At 69.9% G+C, this 18073-nt stretch carries 15 protein-coding genes and 1 pseudogene; 7 read left to right on the forward strand and 9 right to left on the reverse strand.

Annotated elements, in window-relative coordinates:
* Positions 1 to 38: 38 nt before the first annotated feature.
* Complete coding sequence (locus AB0D18_RS20870) at positions 39 to 638, forward strand: GNAT family N-acetyltransferase (protein WP_362420410.1); 600 nt, start codon at positions 39 to 41, stop codon at positions 636 to 638.
* 52 nt (positions 639 to 690) lie between these two features.
* Positions 691 to 1089, forward strand: a complete 399-nt coding sequence (locus AB0D18_RS20875; protein WP_362420413.1) for a VOC family protein — start codon at positions 691 to 693, stop codon at positions 1087 to 1089.
* 132 nt (positions 1090 to 1221) lie between these two features.
* Here AB0D18_RS20875 and AB0D18_RS20880 read toward each other — a convergent pair whose 3' ends face one another.
* From AB0D18_RS20880 to AB0D18_RS20920, 9 genes and pseudogenes are all read right to left on the reverse strand, one after another.
* Positions 1222 to 1674 carry a nucleoside deaminase gene (locus AB0D18_RS20880; protein WP_362420707.1) on the reverse strand — a complete coding sequence of 151 codons (453 nt, stop codon included), beginning with the start codon at positions 1672 to 1674 and terminating at the stop codon, positions 1222 to 1224.
* A gap of 429 nt (positions 1675 to 2103) precedes the next feature.
* A pseudogene (locus tag AB0D18_RS20885) lies at positions 2104 to 2733 on the reverse strand (histidine phosphatase family protein); the annotation flags it as partial.
* Positions 2734 to 2810: 77 nt separating this feature from the next.
* Positions 2811 to 4634 (reverse strand): carbamoyltransferase C-terminal domain-containing protein, encoded by a 1824-nt coding sequence (locus AB0D18_RS20890; RefSeq protein ID WP_362420416.1) that lies wholly within the window; start codon positions 4632 to 4634, stop codon positions 2811 to 2813.
* A complete protein-coding gene (locus AB0D18_RS20895) occupies positions 4631 to 5788 on the reverse strand; it encodes an FAD-binding oxidoreductase (RefSeq protein WP_362420419.1) in 1158 nt (385 codons plus the stop codon). Before AB0D18_RS20895 ends, AB0D18_RS20890 begins: the two co-directional genes overlap by 4 nt.
* Positions 5785 to 6753 (reverse strand): hypothetical protein, encoded by a 969-nt coding sequence (locus AB0D18_RS20900; RefSeq protein WP_362420422.1) that lies wholly within the window; start codon positions 6751 to 6753, stop codon positions 5785 to 5787. Before AB0D18_RS20900 ends, AB0D18_RS20895 begins: the two co-directional genes overlap by 4 nt.
* Positions 6754 to 6953: 200 nt before the next feature.
* Entirely contained in the window at positions 6954 to 7424 is a 471-nt protein-coding gene (locus tag AB0D18_RS20905) for an SRPBCC family protein (RefSeq protein ID WP_362420425.1), read from the reverse strand.
* A 191-nt stretch (positions 7425 to 7615) separates the two neighbouring features.
* Entirely contained in the window at positions 7616 to 10027 is a 2412-nt protein-coding gene (locus tag AB0D18_RS20910; RefSeq protein WP_362420428.1) for a non-reducing end alpha-L-arabinofuranosidase family hydrolase, read from the reverse strand.
* A 220-nt stretch (positions 10028 to 10247) separates the two neighbouring features.
* Complete coding sequence (locus tag AB0D18_RS20915; RefSeq protein WP_362420431.1) at positions 10248 to 11798, reverse strand: sigma-70 family RNA polymerase sigma factor; 1551 nt, start codon at positions 11796 to 11798, stop codon at positions 10248 to 10250.
* 147 nt (positions 11799 to 11945) lie between these two features.
* Entirely contained in the window at positions 11946 to 12734 is a 789-nt protein-coding gene (locus tag AB0D18_RS20920) for an MBL fold metallo-hydrolase (protein ID WP_362420434.1), read from the reverse strand.
* Between the two features lie 85 nt (positions 12735 to 12819).
* On the opposite strand from AB0D18_RS20920, the gene AB0D18_RS20925 reads away from it, so the two are divergent.
* The 5 genes from AB0D18_RS20925 to AB0D18_RS20945 all read left to right on the forward strand — a co-directional run bounded on the left by AB0D18_RS20925 (position 12820) and on the right by AB0D18_RS20945 (position 18070).
* Complete coding sequence (locus AB0D18_RS20925; RefSeq protein WP_362420437.1) at positions 12820 to 13419, forward strand: ABATE domain-containing protein; 600 nt, start codon at positions 12820 to 12822, stop codon at positions 13417 to 13419.
* Between the two features lie 107 nt (positions 13420 to 13526).
* On the forward strand, positions 13527 to 14012 hold the full coding sequence (locus tag AB0D18_RS20930) for a MarR family winged helix-turn-helix transcriptional regulator (RefSeq protein WP_362420440.1): 486 nt from the start codon (positions 13527 to 13529) through the stop codon (positions 14010 to 14012).
* Positions 14013 to 14137: 125 nt separating this feature from the next.
* Positions 14138 to 15604, forward strand: a complete 1467-nt coding sequence (locus AB0D18_RS20935; protein ID WP_362420442.1) for an MFS transporter — start codon at positions 14138 to 14140, stop codon at positions 15602 to 15604.
* Between the two features lie 206 nt (positions 15605 to 15810).
* Positions 15811 to 16764 (forward strand): aldo/keto reductase, encoded by a 954-nt coding sequence (locus AB0D18_RS20940; protein ID WP_362420444.1) that lies wholly within the window; start codon positions 15811 to 15813, stop codon positions 16762 to 16764.
* 67 nt (positions 16765 to 16831) lie between these two features.
* Entirely contained in the window at positions 16832 to 18070 is a 1239-nt protein-coding gene (locus AB0D18_RS20945; RefSeq protein WP_362420447.1) for a serine hydrolase domain-containing protein, read from the forward strand.
* Positions 18071 to 18073: the final 3 nt, after the last annotated feature.

An 18073-nucleotide genomic window follows, 5' to 3' on the forward strand; every position in this document is an offset into this window, starting at 1 on the left:
CTGTTCCACAACCCGCTCCCCACTGTCACGCTGTGGGCATGGCAGTAGTGGCAGAGGTGTTCTTCCGTCGGCTGAGCAGATGGCAGGCCGACCAACAGCGGGATTCCATCGCGGATCTGTACGAACTGACGTACCGCGACAGCAGCAGTACGGCCCCGCGGCGCAATCCGTACGAACCGGTGCCCCCGGACGACCCGGCCTTCCACGACCGGACCGCCTTCCTGACGCGCTTCGCGGCCGACGTCCAGCGACCGGGCTTCGACCTGCTGATCGCCAGCACCGCCACCGCCCTGGTCGGCTGCATCTACGGCTATCTCCCCGACCGGCAGGGCTCCTGGTGGTACGGACGCCATGACATCGCCCCGCCCGAGATCGGCCAACTCGCGGACTCAGGGCGGGTGTTCAACGTGGCCGACCTGATGGTCGCCCCCGCGTACCGCCGCCAGAAGGTCGCCGAACGCCTCCAGGAGCGACTGCTCGTACGGGTCGACGCCGAGCTCGTCACCACGCTCATCGAGCCCTCCAACACGGCGGCCAAGGCGGCGTACGACGCCTGGCGCTGGAGCCGCACGGACCGCATCCCGGCCGCCAACGGCCGCCCCGAGCTGGAGGTTTGGACCCAGCGCCCGCCCAGTTGACAGCCGTCCCCGCTCATTGACAGCCGCCACTCCCCCCTGCTTGATTCCCTCCATGTCTCTCCCTCAGCTGCATGTGAAGGACTTCGATCACCTGGTACTCAACGTCCAGGACGTGGAACGCTCCCTGGCCTTCTACACCGGGCCCCTCGGCCTGGAACCGGTGCGCGTGGAGGAGTGGCGGGCGGGCAAGGTCCCGTTTCCCTCCGTGCGCGTCAACTCAGCAACGATCATTGACCTGTTCAGCCGCCCGCGCGGCGAGTCCAACGTCGACCACATCTGTCTGACCGTCGACCCCCTCGACTGGCAGGCGGTCATCGACTCCGGCACCTTCACGGTCCTGGAAGGCCCGGTCCCCCGCTTCGGCGCCCGCGGCGACGCCCAGTCCCTGTACGTACAGGACCCGGACGGGAACACGGTCGAGCTGCGCTGGTATCCGCAGGACGTGTCGTAGGCGCACCGGGGCCCGGACATGGGTCAGCCCCAGGTCACAGCGAGTGTGACCTGGGGCTGATCCAACGGAACGGGACCTCGGCAGCGGGGGCCTCGACAGCGGCCCTCGACAGCGGCCCTCGACAGCGGGACCTCAGTAGTCGATGCGGTCCGACTTGGCCAGCCACGCGTCGAACGGCTCCGTACGGTTCGCCATGGCCAGCTGCTCGATCGTCGCCGGCCAGGCCGACTGGGGCTTCTTCTCGAACAGGTCGTAGAACTTGCGGTCGTCGAAACCGGCCACCGCGGCGTCGTCCCGGTCGGCGGCGAAGACGATCCGGTCGACCCGCGCCCACAGTGCGGACGAGAGACACATCGGGCAGGGCTCGCACGAGGTGATCAGGACACAGCCTTCGAGCGAGAAGGTGTTCAGCTCCTTGCAGGCGGCACGCATCGCGCTCACCTCGGCGTGCGCCGTCGGGTCCAGGTTCGCGGTGACCTGGTTGTTCCCGATCGCGACGATCTCGCCGTCCTTGGCGACCAGGGCACCGAACGGACCGCCGCCGTTGCGGACGCTGGTGGTGGCCAGCCCGATGACCTCGTCCATCCAGGCGCGCTCAAGTTCCTGGATGCTCTTCTCTTGGGCGTGCGCGGTCACGGTGACTCCTCGGTTCGGTGAAGATCGGTGTCGGTGAAGGTCGGTGAAGGTCGGTGAAAGTCGATAAAAGCCGGTGAAAGCCGGTGAAAGCCGGGATAGGGGATTCAGGAAGATCCGGGGGAATCGGGTGCGCTCATGCCGTGCCCCTTCCAGCATGGGCCTCGGCCCCGGACCCGGCCTGCTCATCCGCCCGTGGGGCGGGTCGGAGGAAGTCCACGCGCTCGCCCCTCGCCTCGTCGCACCTTTGCTCTGTTGCACCCTGTGTTGAGGAGTACACAGCCAACCGAGCGGTGACAGCTAGGAGTGGAAGACATGAAAACTCCGCAGGCTGAGACCGGCTCTTCGTAGACTTCTACAAGAGCCGGTCCGCTCGTGATCTCACCGCAAGTACGAGGTGTCGTTGAGCGACTGCAGCGAGGCATTTCCCTGCGCGTCGTACGCCACCACCGACACTGAAGCCGCCGCGATCTCCATCCGGAACAGCGATTCCGGCGGCGCCCCGAGCGCCAGCCGGACCAGCTGCCGCACCGGCACCACGTGCGAGACGACCAGCACGGTCCGCCCCGCGTACCGGGCCAGCAGCTCGTCCCGCGCCGGTGCCACCCGCCGCGCCACGTCGTCGAGGGACTCACCGCCCGACGGCGCGGCCGTCGGCGAGCGCAGCCACGCCGCCAGCTCGTCCGGGCGGCGCTGCTGCACCTCGGCGTACGTCAGCCCCTCCCAGGCCCCGAAGTCCGCCTCGCGCAGTCCCTCGTCGACCCGTACCTCAAGACCCAGCCTTACGGCCGCCGCCTCGGCGGTCTCCCGGCAGCGCCGCAGCGGTGAGGACACGACCGCCTGCACCGTCCCGCGCGCGGCGAGCATCGCGGCGGCCGCCCCGGCCTGCCGCCGCCCGGCAGCCGACAGCGACGGGTCGGCCCCGCCGCTGCCGGAGAACCGCTTCTCCGGCGTCAGCGCCGTCTCCCCGTGCCGCATCAGTACGAGCGTGGTTCTCGCGCCCCGGTCGGCGAGCCCGGCCGGGGCGGGCCCTGCCGGGGACGGCCCTGCCGGGGACGGCCCGCTGATCCGGTCGGCGGGCTCCGCGCTCAAGCGGCCGATTCCTGGGTGGGACCGGCGGACGGCCCGGCCTTCGTCACGAGGTAGTTGCCGAGCACCACGTAGTCGATCTCCGTGCCGAGGAAGCAGTTCAGCGCGTCGGCCGGGGTGCACACGATCGGCTCGCCCGCCACGTTGAACGAGGTGTTGAGCAGACACGGAACGTCCGTCAGTGCGGTGAACCGGCGCAGCAGAGCCGCCAGCCGCGGGGTGTCCCGATCGGTGATCGTCTGCACCCTGGACGTGCCGTCCACATGCGTCGCGCCCGGGAGTACGTCGCGGAATTCGGGCCGCACCGGGAAGACGAACGTCATGTACGGCGACCGGGTCTTGCGGCCCATGTCGAAGACTTTCGGGGCGTCCGACTCCAGCACGATCGGTGCGAACGGACGGAACGGTTCGCGGTGCTTGACCCTGGTGTTGATGACGTCCTTGATGTCCGGGAAGTTCGGGTTCGCAAGGATGCTGCGGTGGCCCAGGGCCCGGGGGCCGTGCTCGATCCGGCCCTCGTACCAGCCGATGACCACCTTCTCGGTGAGCAGTTTCGCCACTTGGTCGACCACCTCGTCGTCGGCCAGCCTGCGCCATCGCACCCGGCCGCCGAATTCCCGCAGGGTCCGCTCGATCGTCGAGTCGTCGTACTCCGGTCCCAGGTACGGGGTGACCTGCGGCGCGGACTTCACCTTTCCGACGGTGTCCGGATGGCTGATCCAGGCGTGCACGGCGGCGCCGATGACGATGCCCGTGTCGCTGGCGCCGAAGCTCACGTCCATGTCGTCGAACCGCGAACCCTCGAACAGCGGGGTGTTGTTGAGGCAGTTGAGCGCCACACCGCCTTCGAAGAGCAGGTGGTTCAGATCCGACTTGGATTCCAGCGCGCTGACCTGGTGGCGTGTGACGACGGTCAGCATCTCCTGCGCCGCGGAGGCCACCTCGGCCATGTACGCGCGGGTGTCCTGCGCCGGACCGAACCACTGCTCGAACAGGGGCTCCAGGCTGCGGGGGTCGTCCGTCCGCAGAGGACTGCTGAAGCTATAACGCCCGTCCTCATGCAATTCGACGAGGTTCTCAAGGAACGGATTCGGTACCGGCGGCTCGGCGAATCCGGCCAGACCCATGATCTTGTACTCGTCGTTGTTGGGCACGAAGCCCAGGAATCGCGTAATCGCGCCGAACAGGAGCCCGATCGAATGTTCCGCGCCGATGGTCGACTCGTCGAACACCCGAATCTCCCCGTCACGGATTTCACCCATCAATGACGAGAAGATTTCGGCCCGGCCGTCACTGACGAGGAATGCGCTGTCCTTCATTCCCGCCAGGTAGTAGCCGGTCATCGCATGAGCGAAGTGGTGCGGTACGAACACCACCTTGTCCGGATCGGGAGTGAAGCCGGTACGTGCGGCAAAGTCCGCGAGGACCGCCTCGGGGCTCACGACCTCGACGAACAGCTTGTGCATGCTGTCCACGAGATACTGCTGCACCGAGGGCTCCATCGGTGCGGAGGAGATGGAGGAGAGTATCTGGTCCTGGACCTCGTCGGACCAGTTCCAGGGGATGGCGATGAGGTCGATGTCCGAGAATTGCAGCCCTGCTCTTTCGAGGCACCAATTCACCGAATTGACGGGGAAATCGGTGGTCTTCTTTTCCCGGTTGAGTCGCTCCTCCTCCACGGCGGCGACCAGTTCGCCGTCCACGAGGAGCGATGCGCCCGCGTCGTGACCGAGGAGATAGTGCTTTTCCTTGCCGACCGCACCGAAGTTCTCGGCAAAGAAGTCCGAGACACGGGTGAAACCGTTCCACCCCAAGACAATCATGGTGTTTTCCTTCTCTTGCTTGCCGACTGCGCCGACTGCGCCGGCTGTGCGGTCCCGATGGTGAAGCGGTCGGCGGAAAGGCCGGCCGTGTCGGTCCAGGACTGCTTGCCCGCCAGCAGGTCGCGGACGATCTCTCCGGCCGCGGGCGCCTGGCACAGTCCCTGGCCGGAGAACCCTGCCGCGTAGACGAAGGGGCGGGCGGGATCCCGGCCGATGAAGGCGGCCCCGTCCGGACTGGCGTCGAGGGACCCGCTCCACCCCCGGTGCACGCGGATGCCGGCGAGAGCCGGGTAGGTGGTGCCGAGCTGGTCCGACAGCCTCCGCAGCCACTCCTTGCGGGATTCGTCCGGGCCCGGCCGCCCCATACCGACGAGGAGGCGGTCCTTCCAGGTACGGATCCGCAGGCTGGAGGGGTGCAGGGTCATCGGCAGCGCGGCGGACGCGGGCCCGGCGGCGGGCGGATCGGTGAGCAGCAGCTCGATGGGGTCCGGCGCCACGGGAAGGTCGACACCGGCCATCGCGGCGACCGTTCCCGACCAGGGCCCGGCCGCGCAGACGACGGTCTCGGCGAGGATGCTGCCCGCCGGCGTGTGCACCCGCCCGTCGAGGTCGATGCCGGTGACGGGTGTTTCCGTACGGAGGACGGCGCCGGCCTCCTGGGCCGCTGCCGCGTAGCCGCGCACGATCGCGGCGGGGTCGCACGAGTAGGCCTCGGGCGACCAGGCCGCCGCCAGGATGCTGCGCTCGTCGAGCAGCGGGTTGAGCCGCGCCGCCTCGGCCGCGGACACCAGCTCGACGTCCACTCCCGCGGCCCGCTGGGCGGCCTGATCGCGTCGGAACTCCTCCACCTGGCGCTCTTCGGTGAACAGCACCAGGAACCCCACACGCTCCAGGCCCAGGGGAGTTCCGGTCCGCTCGGCGAAGGCGTGGTACGCCTGCGTACTGCGGACGGCGAGGCTGCCGGTGCGGGCGTCGCCGGGGAAGTACGTACGCACCACGCCCGCAGTGGCCGCGGACGCCCCCGATCCGAGCGTGCCGCGCTCCAGCAGGACGGTGCCGACGCCGGACTCGGCGAGATGGCACGCGATCGAGGTGCCGATGACGCCGCCGCCGATGACGAGGACGTCCGTACGGTCGGGCAGGACGGTTTTCATGCCTGCCGGCCCGCTTCGACGGGGCGCTGCCGGCGCAGGTGGTCTCCGCTGTCCCACGGGTACAGATGCAGGTTCCAGCCGCCCAGGCAATTGATGTAGAGGGCCAACTGGCCTGCCACGGCCAGGAAATCGGCCCGGTCGAGGCGGTCGACGCAGGACAGGAAGCGCTGGGTGAAGGCCCATAGCTTCTCCAGCCCGCAGTAGCCCAGGAACTCGGCCGGGACACCGATCAAGAGGCGCGTCATCTGGTGCAGGGCGTCCATCGGCATGTCCGCGACCGCGCCCCGGATCAGACCGCCGTAGGTGGCGTACCCCAGCGGGCGGGTCTCGCCGTTGACGAACAGCAGGGTGGGCAGGACGGTTTCGAAGCTCCCGGCCCCGGAAGCGATCCGCCCCTCGTGCAGGTCGATGAGCTCGGGCGGCCCGGCCAGCCAGATCTTCTCCGTCTCGGCGTGCACGTCCTGGATCAGCCGGCTCGCGTCAGGATCGGCAGCCGTCAGCCGGGGAATGCGGTGACCGCCCTCCTCCCCCACCCTGCGGACCTCCACCAGGGCCGGCTTCTTCGTCGAATAGACCGAATCCCACACCGCACGCCCGGCTTCGCGCAGACCCCCCAGGTCCGCCGCCCGGATCCGGCCCACCGGGGCCGCCGGCATCGGCTCGCTCAACGTGCCGTACTTGATGCCCAGATGCTGCAGCGCGGAACAGAACACCGTCCCGTCGGGTGCCTCACGCCGGTCGGCGATCTTGTACGCGGCGGGCAGATGCAGCAGCGAGGGGATCGGCGCCGCGTGGTAGAGGTGCTCGCCCGCCACCAACGCGTGCCCCTGCAGGCTCTGGTAGGGCAATGACTCCCACAGCGCGTCGGCCAACGCGGGGTTGCGGTCGTCGAGTTCGGCGGTGACGGTGACACCCAGCTCGGGCCATGAGATCTCTATGTGCCGTTCGGCCAACGTCTCGGTCAAGGCTTTCTCCCCTGCGTCGTAACAACGGGCGCTCGGCCGCAACTGCCGTTTTGTTGCGAGCCGTTGAGGAGTAGACAGTCCACGGAGCGGAGTCAGCCAGTGACGGAAGGCATGAAGAGATCCGCAGGCTGAGACGGCCCTTCGTAGACTTCTACAAGATCCGCCGCCACCCTTGGTTGCCGCCCTGCCGCTACTCCAGGTTACTTGCCCGCCGCCGCGAAGTGGTCCCGTACGGAGTCGGTCTGATGCGCCATCATGGCGATGATCCCTTCGACGACTTCGGGATCGGCGTCCTCGGCGATCGTCAATTCCCTTGTCCAGTCGAAGAAACTGCGCTCCGGGTCGTTGGTGATCGTCCGGACGCGAATGGTGGCGACGTAGGCGTCGACACCCGTCGTCGGCGCGACGGCCCGGTAGGTCTGGGACCGCTCCACCTCGTCGCGCCCGGCGATCTCCTGCTGGACGAGGCCGTCGCAGAACACCAGAGTGAAGTCGTACCGCGCCGGCACCCGCTCCGCCGAGCCGCCCTCGGCCCAGCACACGTCCCTCACCGCGTCGCCGGACACGATCTTCACCAGGTTCAGGGCGTCGCGCACCTCGGCCCATACGGCGTCAGGACCGGCATCGACGACCGTCGAGTGGTACATGGTGTGCTTCCGCTGGATCCCCACGAGAACTCCTTGTCGGACGAGGGAAATCCCTCGCTTCGTAGCCACTGGTGTGAGGAGTACACAGCGGGCCGAGCGGCGCCGGATAGGGGTGGAAGGCATGAAGAGATCCGCAGGCTGAGACGGCTCTTCGTAGACTTGTACAAGATCCGGGGCGGGCCGCTTACACGATCCGGTGCGGCCCGCCCAGGCGGTCAGCGCTGCAGGGTGAGGACGCCCGGCCGGTACGGCAGCCGGTCGTAGGGGTCGTTCGAGGTGGGCGACTTGCCCTGGTAGAGGAACTGCAGGTTGCAGGGGTCGACGGTCATGGTCTGGTCGGGGTTGTTGCGGACCAGGTCACCGTGGCTGATGTCGTTGGTCCAGGCGGCACCGCTGTTGGCCTTGCCCGCGAAGGGGTTGCTCTCGGTCGCGGCCTGCGGGGTCCATGAACCGCTCAGGCTGGAGGCCGTGAACGAGCGGAAGTAGCGCCCCTTCGCACCCTTCGCCTCGACGATCATGAGGTACTGCTGCCTGCCCTGAACCTTGTAGACCTGGGGTGCCTCGAACAGGTTGGCCTCCGTGTCGCTCATGACCGTCGTGTACGACGAACCGAAGCTGCCCGGGAAGTTCCCGATCGGCATGCTCGCCCGGTAGATCTTGCCGTTGTCACCGGCGAAGAACAGGTACATGTTCTGGTCGTCGGCGATCAGGGTCTGGTCGATCGGACCGGTGAGGGAGCCGGTGATACTGCCGGTGAACAGCGGCTGCGGCGCGGACCAGCCGTTGGGGTTGGTGGGGTCGCTCGACGTGCGGTAGATGAAGGGCCACGAACCCCACTGGTACGCCAGCACCCAGATCTTCTTGGGCGCGAAGTAGAACAGCGTGGGTGCCACCGTGGGCTGGCTCATCCCCTGCTGACCTGCGGACGCCATGTCCGACCAGTTGGTGAAGGGGCTGAACGCCATCGAGCCGTACTTCGGTCCCGTGGAGTTCGACGCGTAGACCAGATGCTTGCCGTTGTGCATCACGCTGGTGAAGTCCTTCAGCGAGACCCAGCCGTTCGCCGGCTGCGCCAGGGAACCCGTTGAATTCCACCGGTAGTTCGACGGAAGGGCACACGCGGCGCCCGTCGGCGGAGGGGTCGGCTTCCCGGCCGGGCCGGTCCACTTCTGGTTGCCGACGGAAGCGCAGGAGTGCAGCTGGATCTTCGTTCCGTTGGCGGTGGCCGCGCCGACGGCGTCGAGGCACAGCCCGGACTGGACGCCGCTGACGGTGCCGTTGGCGTTGATCTTCCACTGCTGGTTGGCACCGCTGTTGCAGTCCCAGATGACCACGGCGGTGGCGTTGGCGGTGCCCTTGTTCTTGGCGTCCAGGCACTTGTTGCCGTACGTCTTCAGCTGCTTGCCTGCGGTGTAGGTCCAGCGCTGGTTGGCCTGTCCGCTGCAGTCCCACAGCTGTGCCTGGGTGCCGTTGACGGTGGTGGAGTTGTTGATGTCGATACAGCGGCCGGAGGCGGCGCCCTTGATCTCCCCGCCACCGGCCCCGTCGGCCGGCTTGCCCGGAGTGGTGCCCGGAGTGGTGCCAGGGGTGGTGCCCGGGTGGGTGCCCGGGGTGGAATTGAGGGCGTTCATGACGGCGGTGTACGCCGCCTTGGGCTTGCCGTCGTTGTCGAACAGCAGGGGGCTTTCGCGGCTGCGCCAGGAGTCCTTGTCCCGGACACCCCACACCGTGATGCCGGTGCACCGGCCCACGGACAGGCACGCGTTGACCGCGTCGGCGTAGTGGGCGGGCGACGCCTGGGCGATGTCCAGCTCGGTGATCTGCACGTCGACGCCCAGGGCGGCGAACCGGGACAAGGTGGCCTTGAAGCTGGACGGCGGGCCGCCGGCCCCGAAGTGGCTCTGGAATCCGACGCAGTCGAGGGGCACGCCGCGGGACTTGAAGTCCTTGACCATGCGGTAGACGCCCTGGGTCTTGGCGTCCGACCAGTTCTCGATGTTGTAGTCGTTGTAGCAGAGCTTGGCCGATGAGTCGGTCGCCCGTGCGGTGCGGAACGCTTCCTCGATGAAGCCGTTGCCCAGCACCTTCTGGAACACCGAGTCGCGGAGCCGGCCGCCGGGGCCGTCGGCGAACGCCTCGTTGACCACGTCCCAGGCGTAGAGCTTGCCCTTGAAGTGGGTCATCGTGGTGGTGATGTGGTTGTTCATCACGCCGCGCAGCGTGCCCGCGTCGCCGATGGAGCTGACCCAGGCCGGGAGCTGTGAGTGCCAGACCGTGGTGTGGCCGCGCAGCCGCTGGCCGTTCGCCTTGGCACGGTCGACGATCCGGTCGGCGGGGCCGAAGTTGAACTTGCCGCGGGACGGCTGGATGGCGTCCCACTTCATCTCGTTCTCCGGGGTGACCATGTTGAATTCCCGGTCCGCGATCGCGGTGTACGCCGGGTCGCCGAGCCTGCCGGCGGCCACCGCGGTGCCGAAGTAGCGGCCCGAGGGCGCCGCCTGCGTACCCAGGGACGCGGCTCCGGCGGAGCTGGGCAGGAGCGTCACGACACCGGCCACCAGCGCTGCGGCCGCCACTCCTGTCGTCAGGGTCCGGCGACGCCGGCTGAGCCGGTGCAGGCCCTTCATGATTCTCCTCGGGGCTCGCGGGTCACTCTGGTCCGGGGGATGTGTCGCGTCATGGGAGCGGCTCTCTTCAGGGGATGCGTCACTGAGTGGAGGCTCCCGGACTCCCGCTCCCGTAACGGAAAAGTCGCGCCGCCAGGACGATTGCCCAGTGATCCATCTCGCGGGCGAAAAGCGTTATGCCAGGCCCTGCGGCCCCGTCGTCGCTACGGATTCGCGGTTCTCAGCCCCGGGCCCCGCGCACGGTGAAGGAAGCCTGGCCTGCGAAGGCCCGAGTGCCGTCGGAGCCGTCGAGCCAGATGCCACCGCCGCGGTGGCGGAGGACCGAGCCCGGGTAGTTGTGCGCGTGCAGGGTCACCGATCCGGCGACCGCCCCGGGGCTCGGACAGAAGGTGGCGTCCTCCCGGAAGAGTTCACTGCCGTCGTGGGCGCCCAGCCGTAGCCGCAGTTCACGGTGGCGCAGATAGCGGCCGTCGGCGGCGCGGAAGGTGACGCACCGGGTGTCGGCCAGCCCCCGGACGACCAGGAAGGTGACCCGCTGCCGTGTCTGCGCGCTGCTGGACGCGGAGGCCGTGGCGAGCGTCGCGAAGTCACCGGCGTACGTGAGGTACAGGCCGGGCTCGTCCACGGACTCCAGCGACTGTGCACCCAGCGGAACGGTTCCTGCGACGGCGGACGGACTCGCCGGGGGCGGTCCGGCCGGCGAGGTGGTGCGCGACGGGACCGGCGTGGGACTGCCGGCCGTGGGAGCGGCGTGGACGCCGGGCGCCCGGTGCGAAGGTTCGGGCCAGGTCACATAGGTGGCGGTCCCGGCGACGACCACCGCGCCGGCGGCGAGGCTCATCAGCGGATGAGCAGTCACCGCGGAGAGCTTGCCGACCAGCGCGCCGTACAGACCACTTCCCCCGGCCGCCGTGCCGACGGCGGCGTGTGCCGTGGCCAGTCCGGCGGTACTCATTGCCGTACCCGACAGCAGGCCCTTGGCGACCAGCGCGGTGACGAGCCCAGCCGGGACCGTCAGCGGCGCGAGGCTGAGGAGCAGTCGTTCGGCCGGAATCCGTTCTGCCGTGGTCGCCGCGCAGAGCGGGCATTCACGGGTGTGCCGCGCGATCCGCTTGCGCCACACCGAAGCACGGGAACCGTCCCAGCCTGTGACGGTCTCGGCCAACTGCGGACAGCGCGGGTCGGCCTCCAGTGCGGCGACGATCGTCCGGCTCAGTTCCAGCTGCTCGCGCATGCGTTGCACCCGCACTCCGACGTGGGCGACCGTGAGCCCCGTCGCTGCGGCGATGTCGTCACGGGTCAGCGAGCCGGCGCATTCCTGCCACCACAGCGACAGCAGCACTTGATGGTCCGCATCGAGCCACCGGCCGGCTTCGGCGGCCCGCCGGCGCTCGTCCGACACATGCAGTCGCAGGATCGTCACGTCGTCGGGTTCGGCACCGGCGTCCGGTATCTGCTCTGCCTCGTCGATGGCCGCGGTCCGGTGGGCGAAGGCGTGCTGCCGTTGCCTGTGGGTGCTGATCTGGCGGAGCGTGATCGCCGCCAGCCAGGACCGGAAGCTCTCCGGGGTACGCAGAGCAGGCAGGTCACGCACCACGCGCAGCAGGGTTTCCTGGACGACGTCGTCGACGTCGGCATGTCCTCTCAGCGCTCGCCCGACGATGTTGTAGACCAACGGCAGGTACGCGGCGATCAGTTCCTCGCGCGCCCGGTCGTCACCGGCCTGCGCCGCCACGACCAGCCCCGCGTGGTCCGCGTCCGTGAGCCTCATTCCACTCCCTCAGGGGAGCGAGCCACCCCGGACGGCACCGTTCCTCAGCGTCGGAGAACGTATCCTCCGCGCCAAAGACAGGCAAACGCAAGGGGTCACCGGGGAGTTCCGGTCACCCCTGTCAGCCCGTCACCCCGCTCACCCCTGTCAGACCTGTCGGCCCAGGTCCAAGCGGTCGGCCAGCCCCGCGTCGGCGAAAGCGGCTGTCAGTTCGTCCCGGCCCTCGGTGAAGTGGGCCCAACTGTCGTAGTGGACGGGAACCACCCGGCGGGCGCCGAGGATCCCGGCGGCTTCGGCGGCCTGTGCGCTGTCGAGGACGATCGGCGCACCGTCGAAGAGCACCGGGAAGCGGGGAGCCCCGGCGAACAGGACGGCGGTGTCCACCGGGCCGAAGCGCCCGGCGATCTCCTTGACCAGGTCGAGCGAGGCGTTGTCGCCGCTGACGTAGACGCTGGGCAGGCCCTCCCCGGTCAGAACGAAACCGACGACCTGGCCGGTGAACGGTTCGACCTCCTCGCGGGCCCCGGGGCCGTGGAGGGCGGGCACGCCCGTCACGGTGACCGTGCCGCCGTCGGGGCGGTCGAGGTCGACCGACTCCCAGTCGGCCAGTCCCCTGGCGCCCGCCCCCAGGCGCTGCCCGCCGCCCGGGGTGGTGAGGGTGAGCGGGACGTCGGCGAGGAGTGCCCGGCCGGAATCGTCGAGGTTGTCGGGGTGCTCGTCATGGGACAGCAGGACCACGTCGATGCGGCCGATGTCGGCCGGCGAGGCGGAGGCGGGCGCCGTCTTGGTCAACCGGCCGCCCGGCGTGCGGTAGTCCCGGGGCGCGTCGAAGGTCGGGTCGGTCAGGAATCGCAGGCCGCCGTATTCGAAAAGGGCGGTCGGGCCGCCGAAGACACGGATGGGGAACTGCTCGGGAGTCGTCCTGGTGCCAGCCATCAAAACCTCACGGATAGAGAGTGGTTCATCCGTGAAGTACGGTAGCGGTCCCTCACGGATGAAGGCAAGCCGTACCATGAGATCCATGAGCGAGACCCTGCCCTCCGAGTCCGTACTGCCACCCGCGCCGGGGGCGGCGGACCACCTCGCCCTCGACTTCGTCAACAGCACCGTCGCGCTGCCCGGCGGGCACTTCATCGATTTCCTCGGCACCCCCGAGGCCGCCGGCCAGTGGCTCACCGACCACGGCCTCGCGCCGGCCGACGCCGGGGTGCGGGAGATGTGCGCCGCACAGCTGCGCTCGCTGCGTGAACACCTCAGGGCGCTGTTCGCCGCCCGCGTCGACGGACTGCCCGCCCTGCCCTCGACCCTGTCCGCCGTCAACGACGCGCTGAGCGGAGCTGCCACGACCCCCCTGCTGTACTGGGACGAGAAGAACGGCCCCTACCGCGCGGCACCGTGCCCCACCAACGAGATCCTCGGCCGCGCGCTCGCGACTCTCGCGGCCAACGCCGCGGACCTCCTCACCGGGCCCGACGCCGACCGCCTCACCAGCTGCGGTTCCACTCCCTGCACCCGCTACCTGCTGCGGCACGGCCGGCGCCACTGGTGCTCCACGCGCTGCGGCGACCGCGCCCGCGCCGCCCGCGCGTACGCCCGCCGCACCCAGCAGACAGCAGACTGACGGGCCCCGTACTGCCCGGCTGGCGAACCCCGCCAACCCCCTCCGGAACCCCAGTAGTCCACTTGCGGATAGTCCGCTACGGATCGGATTCCGTTACCCTGGCGAGCATGACAGCCATGACACCCACACGCACCGAGCCGGACCTGTCCTACCTCCTGGACCACACCAGTCACGCCCTGCGGACCCGGATGAGCGCGCAGCTCGGCGAGATCGGGCTCACCCCGCGCATGCACTGCGTACTCGTCCACGCCCTCGAAGAGGAGCGCACCCAGGCGCAGCTCGCCGAGATCGGGGACATGGACAAGACCACGATGGTGGTGACCGTCGACGCACTGGAGAAGGCGGGCCTCGCCGAGCGCAAGCCTTCGAGCACCGACCGGCGGGCCCGGATCATCGCGGTGACCACGGAGGGCGCGAAGGTCGCGAAGCAGAGCCAGAAGATCGTCGACCGCGTCCACGAGAGCGCTCTCGACACCCTGCCCGACGATGAGCGCGAGGTGCTGCTCAGGGCACTGAACCGCCTGGTCGCGGGAGACCTGAAGGTCCCGGAAGAAGGATCCAGGCCGGTCCGGCGGGCACGCCAGAAGGGATGACCCCACCCCCGACCCCAGCCCTCAGCTGGCCCCCGGACCCCAATCCCGATCCGTAAAAGATAGTCCGCAACGAAACCATCTGCTAGCGTCTCTCTTGTTGCCCGCCCGAGCCAGGAGAGTCCGCGATGTCTGCCACCACCACTGCCCCCGTCTCCGCCCCCGCCCCCGCCACCCCCGCCCCCTCGCCCTCCCGCTGGCTCGCCCTCGGCGTCCTCTCCACCGGAATGCTGATGACGGTCCTCGACGGCAGCATCGTGACCGTCGCGATGCCGGCCATCCAGAAGGACCTCGGCTTCACCCCGGCCGGACTGAGCTGGGTCGTCAACGCCTACCTGATCGCCTTCGGCTCGCTGCTCCTGCTGGCCGGCCGCCTGGGCGATCTGGTGGGCCGCAAACGGATGTTCCTGGCGGGGACGGGGGTGTTCACCGCCGCCTCACTGCTCGCCGGGTTGGCCACCTCCCCCGCCGTCCTGATCGCCGCCCGGTTCCTGCAGGGCATCGGCAGCGCGATGGCCGCCGCCGTCAGTCTCGGCATCCTCGTCACGCTCTTCACCCAGCCACGCGATCGGGCCAGGGCCATCGCCGTGTTCAGCTTCACCGGTGCGGCCGGCGCCTCGCTGGGGCAGGTACTCGGCGGTGTCCTCACCGAGGCGCTCACCTGGAACTGGATCTTCTTCATCAATCTGCCCATCGGCGTCGCAGCCCTCCTCGTCGCCCTGCCCGCCCTGCCCGGCGACCGCGGCCTCGGCCTCAGGGCCGGCGCGGACACCCTCGGCGCGCTGCTCGTCACCTCCGGTCTGATGACCGGGATCTACGCGGTCGTCAAGGTCGAGGAGTACGGGGCCGCTTCGGCCCACACGCTCGTCCTGGGCGGCCTCGCACTCGCCCTGCTCGCCGGCTTCTTCGTCCGCCAGGCCAGGGCGGAGAACCCGCTCATGCCGCTGCGGATCTTCCGCTCCCGCAGCGTCGTCGGCGCGAACCTGGTCCAGATGCTGATGATCGCCGCGCTCTTCTCCTTCCAGATCCTCGTCGCGCTCTACATGCAGAACGTCCTCGGCTACGGCGCCGCCAGGACCGGCCTCGCGATGCTCCCGGCCGCTCTCGTCATCGGCGTGGTCTCGCTGGGAGTCTCGGCCCGCCTCAACGCCCGCTTCGGAGAGCGCAACGTCCTGCTGGCCGGTCTGGTGCTCCTCGTCGGCGTACTCGGCCTGCTGACCCGGGTGCCCGGCCAGGCCGACCAGGCCGACTACCTCACCGACCTGCTCCCCGTGATGCTCCTCGCCGCCGGCTTCGGCCTCGCGCTGCCCGCCCTGACCGCGCTGGGCATGTCCGGTGCGAAGGAGGAGGACGCGGGCCTGGCCTCCGGCCTCTTCAACACCACCCAGCAGATCGGCATGGCCCTCGGCGTCGCGGTCCTCTCCACCCTGGCCGCCTCCCGCACCGAGTCCCTCACCGAGGCGGGCCGCTCCACCGGCGAGGCCCTGACCGGCGGTTACCACCTGGCCTTCGCGGTCGGCGCGGGCCTCATCACCGCCGCCTTCGCCGTCGCCTTCACGGTGCTGCGCAAGCCGCGCCCGACCGCCGGCCGCTAGACCTTCCCGAAGCCTTCGCCCCCGTCCGCCGCACCCGGCGGGCGGGGGCCGGTGTCATTTGCCCTTCGCTGCCCGACATCCCGAAGTCACAACCTCCCGAAGTCGTCCAAGTTCGGCAAGTAGGAACGGGTTGCTGTGCTTCGGCGCCCCGGGCTGTTGCCATGAGGTGGTCGCCTTTCCTCCTTGCAGAAGGGAGTTCTCGCAGCATGCGGACCACAACATTGGGCAGGGACGGGCCGGTCGTCGGCCGGCTGGGGCTCGGGGCCATGGGCCTTTCGTACCGTTACGCCCCAGCACTGAGGGACAAGACCAAGGCTGTTTCGCTGGTCCAGGAGGCCGTGGACCTCGGGGTCAACCTCGTCGAGACGGCCGGTGCCTACGCGGCCGGGGACAATGAGCGGCTGATCGGTGAGGCCATCCGCGGGCGCCGCGACGAGGTGGTGCTGTGCACCGGCGGCGGCCTGCTCGGCGACGCTGACGGCGCGCTGCGGCCGGCCGGCGGTCCGCAGGCGCTGCGGACCGCGGTCGACGACAGCCTGCGCCGGCTGCACGTGGACCACATCGACCTCTACCTGCTGCGCCGCGTCGATCCCGCCGTACCGCTGGAGGAGAGCTGGGGTGCGCTGGCCGAGCAGGTCTGGGCGGGAAAGATCCGCATGCTGGGGCTGCCCGTCGTCACCGTGCAGGAGGCCCGCGCCGCCGAAGCCGTGCACGAGGCGGCGGCGATGGCCGCCGAGGTGTCACTGTTCACGCGCTGCGGTCTCGACGACGTCGTGCCGTACGCGGTGGAGCGCCGGATCGCACTCCTTGCCGGCGCCCCGCTGGGCCGCGGCCTGCTGACGGGTGCGCTGTCCCAGTTCGACGACCTGCCCCTGGACGACTGGCGGCGCACCCAGCCCCGCTTCGCCCCGCGCGCCATCCGCCACAACTACGCGCTCACGCAGGCCGTCGCCCACGTGGCCGCCCGGCACGAGGTCACCCCCGCACAGGTCGCCCTGGCGTGGCTGCTGCGGCTCGGCGATCACGTGGTGCCGCTGCCGGGCACGAGGGCGTCGTACCACCTCGCGGAAAACCTCGGCAGTGACCGGCTTCGCCTCACCGAACAGGACCTGACCGACCTGGAGTTCCTCCCCTACCCGGCGGGTGCCCCCGAGGCATGAGCCGAACCCGGGCTCGTACCGCGCACACCACTGTCCCTGACTCCCCACCACTTCTGGAGTTCTCCCCATGACGACCTCTCTGGTACGGCAGGTCCTCCCGCGGCCGCGGGCGACGACGACCGACGTTTACGGAACCACAGCGCCCGGGTTCGCCTCCGTGCGCCGCTCCTTCGAGCGGGCCTGCCGGGACGCGGGCGCACCCGGTTCCCAGGGTGCCGCGCTGACGGTCGTACGGGACGGTGAACTGGTCGTCGACCTGTGGCACGGCACCGCCGACCCGGTCACCGGGACGCCGTGGACCGGCGACACCCTCCAGCCGGTACTGACGGGCTCCCACGGAATCCTGGCCACGGCGGTCCTCCTGCTCGCCGACATGGGCGCGCTCGCACTGGACCGGCCCGTCGCCGACTACTGGCCGGAGTTCGCGATCCGCGGCAAGGGCAAGGTGACGCTGCGGGACGTGCTGACGTTCACCGCCCGTCTCCCCGGCATGGAGGCGGGCCTCGACCAGCGGGACATCGAGAACCCGCACATGATGGCCGCGCTGCTCGAACTGCACAGCCTGGAGGACGACCCGCGGGCCGGCGGCGTGCTGTACGGGCCGTGGACCGCCGGGTGGATCGCCGCCGAGGTGATCCGCCGGGTCGACGGCCGCGATCTCGACCTGTTCTTCCTGGAGGAGATCGCGGGCCCGCTGGGCCTCGACATCCATTTCGGCCTCGTCCCCGACCAACTGCCGCACGCCGCACGGATCTCGTACGACGCGGACTTCTCCGCCCGTGTCCCGGCACTGGGCCACGGGGCGGACAGCAGCGAGGCGGACCTCTTCGGGCGGGTGTGGAACAACCCGTCCCCGTTCCCCGCGGACGCCGGGGTGTGGAGCGAGAACCGGCGGCGCTACGCGCTCATCCCCTCGCTGGGGGCGTACGCGTCGGCCCGCGGCCTGGCCCGGCTCCAGGGCATCCTGGCCGCGGACGCCGTACGGGCCCCGGGCGAGGAACCGCTGCTGCTGTCGCGCCGCACCCTCGACCAGGCACGGAGCTTCTGGGTCGAGGGCCTGGATCCGCTGCTCGGCGGGATCAGCGCGTACGGCGAGGGCGGCCTGCAGCTCCTCGACGAGGGCCTCCACCCGGCCGTCTGCTCCGGCGCCTTCGGCCACCAGGGCCCCGGCTCAGTCGCCTACCAGGCCTGGCCGCAGGCCGGGGCCGGGGCCGCCTGGGTCTGTAGCCGGCTGGCGGCAGGCCCTGGCGCGGGCGTCCTGGACGAGGTGGCGGGCGCGGTGGCGAGTGCGCTGCGGACCGCCTGAGCC

Origin of the sequence: Streptomyces sp. NPDC048442 (genome assembly GCF_040651475.1) — a bacterium.
In the GTDB taxonomy this organism is placed as follows: domain Bacteria; phylum Actinomycetota; class Actinomycetes; order Streptomycetales; family Streptomycetaceae; genus Streptomyces.

What these genes read in the sequence shown, in the direction of transcription:
- AB0D18_RS20870 (WP_362420410.1), top strand. Translation starts at nt 39, where the DNA reads ATGGCAGTAGTGGCAGAGGTGTTCTTCCGTCGGCTGAGCAGATGGCAG.
- AB0D18_RS20875 (WP_362420413.1), top strand. Translation starts at nt 691, where the DNA reads ATGTCTCTCCCTCAGCTGCATGTGAAGGACTTCGATCACCTGGTACTC.
- AB0D18_RS20880 (WP_362420707.1), bottom strand. Translation starts at nt 1,674, where the DNA reads ATGGACGAGGTCATCGGGCTGGCCACCACCAGCGTCCGCAACGGCGGC.
- AB0D18_RS20890 (WP_362420416.1), bottom strand. Translation starts at nt 4,634, where the DNA reads ATGATTGTCTTGGGGTGGAACGGTTTCACCCGTGTCTCGGACTTCTTT.
- AB0D18_RS20895 (WP_362420419.1), bottom strand. Translation starts at nt 5,788, where the DNA reads ATGAAAACCGTCCTGCCCGACCGTACGGACGTCCTCGTCATCGGCGGC.
- AB0D18_RS20910 (WP_362420428.1), bottom strand. Translation starts at nt 10,027, where the DNA reads ATGAAGGGCCTGCACCGGCTCAGCCGGCGTCGCCGGACCCTGACGACA.
- AB0D18_RS20915 (WP_362420431.1), bottom strand. Translation starts at nt 11,798, where the DNA reads ATGAGGCTCACGGACGCGGACCACGCGGGGCTGGTCGTGGCGGCGCAG.
- AB0D18_RS20920 (WP_362420434.1), bottom strand. Translation starts at nt 12,734, where the DNA reads ATGGCTGGCACCAGGACGACTCCCGAGCAGTTCCCCATCCGTGTCTTC.
- AB0D18_RS20925 (WP_362420437.1), top strand. Translation starts at nt 12,820, where the DNA reads ATGAGCGAGACCCTGCCCTCCGAGTCCGTACTGCCACCCGCGCCGGGG.
- AB0D18_RS20930 (WP_362420440.1), top strand. Translation starts at nt 13,527, where the DNA reads ATGACAGCCATGACACCCACACGCACCGAGCCGGACCTGTCCTACCTC.
- AB0D18_RS20935 (WP_362420442.1), top strand. Translation starts at nt 14,138, where the DNA reads ATGTCTGCCACCACCACTGCCCCCGTCTCCGCCCCCGCCCCCGCCACC.
- AB0D18_RS20940 (WP_362420444.1), top strand. Translation starts at nt 15,811, where the DNA reads ATGCGGACCACAACATTGGGCAGGGACGGGCCGGTCGTCGGCCGGCTG.
- AB0D18_RS20945 (WP_362420447.1), top strand. Translation starts at nt 16,832, where the DNA reads ATGACGACCTCTCTGGTACGGCAGGTCCTCCCGCGGCCGCGGGCGACG.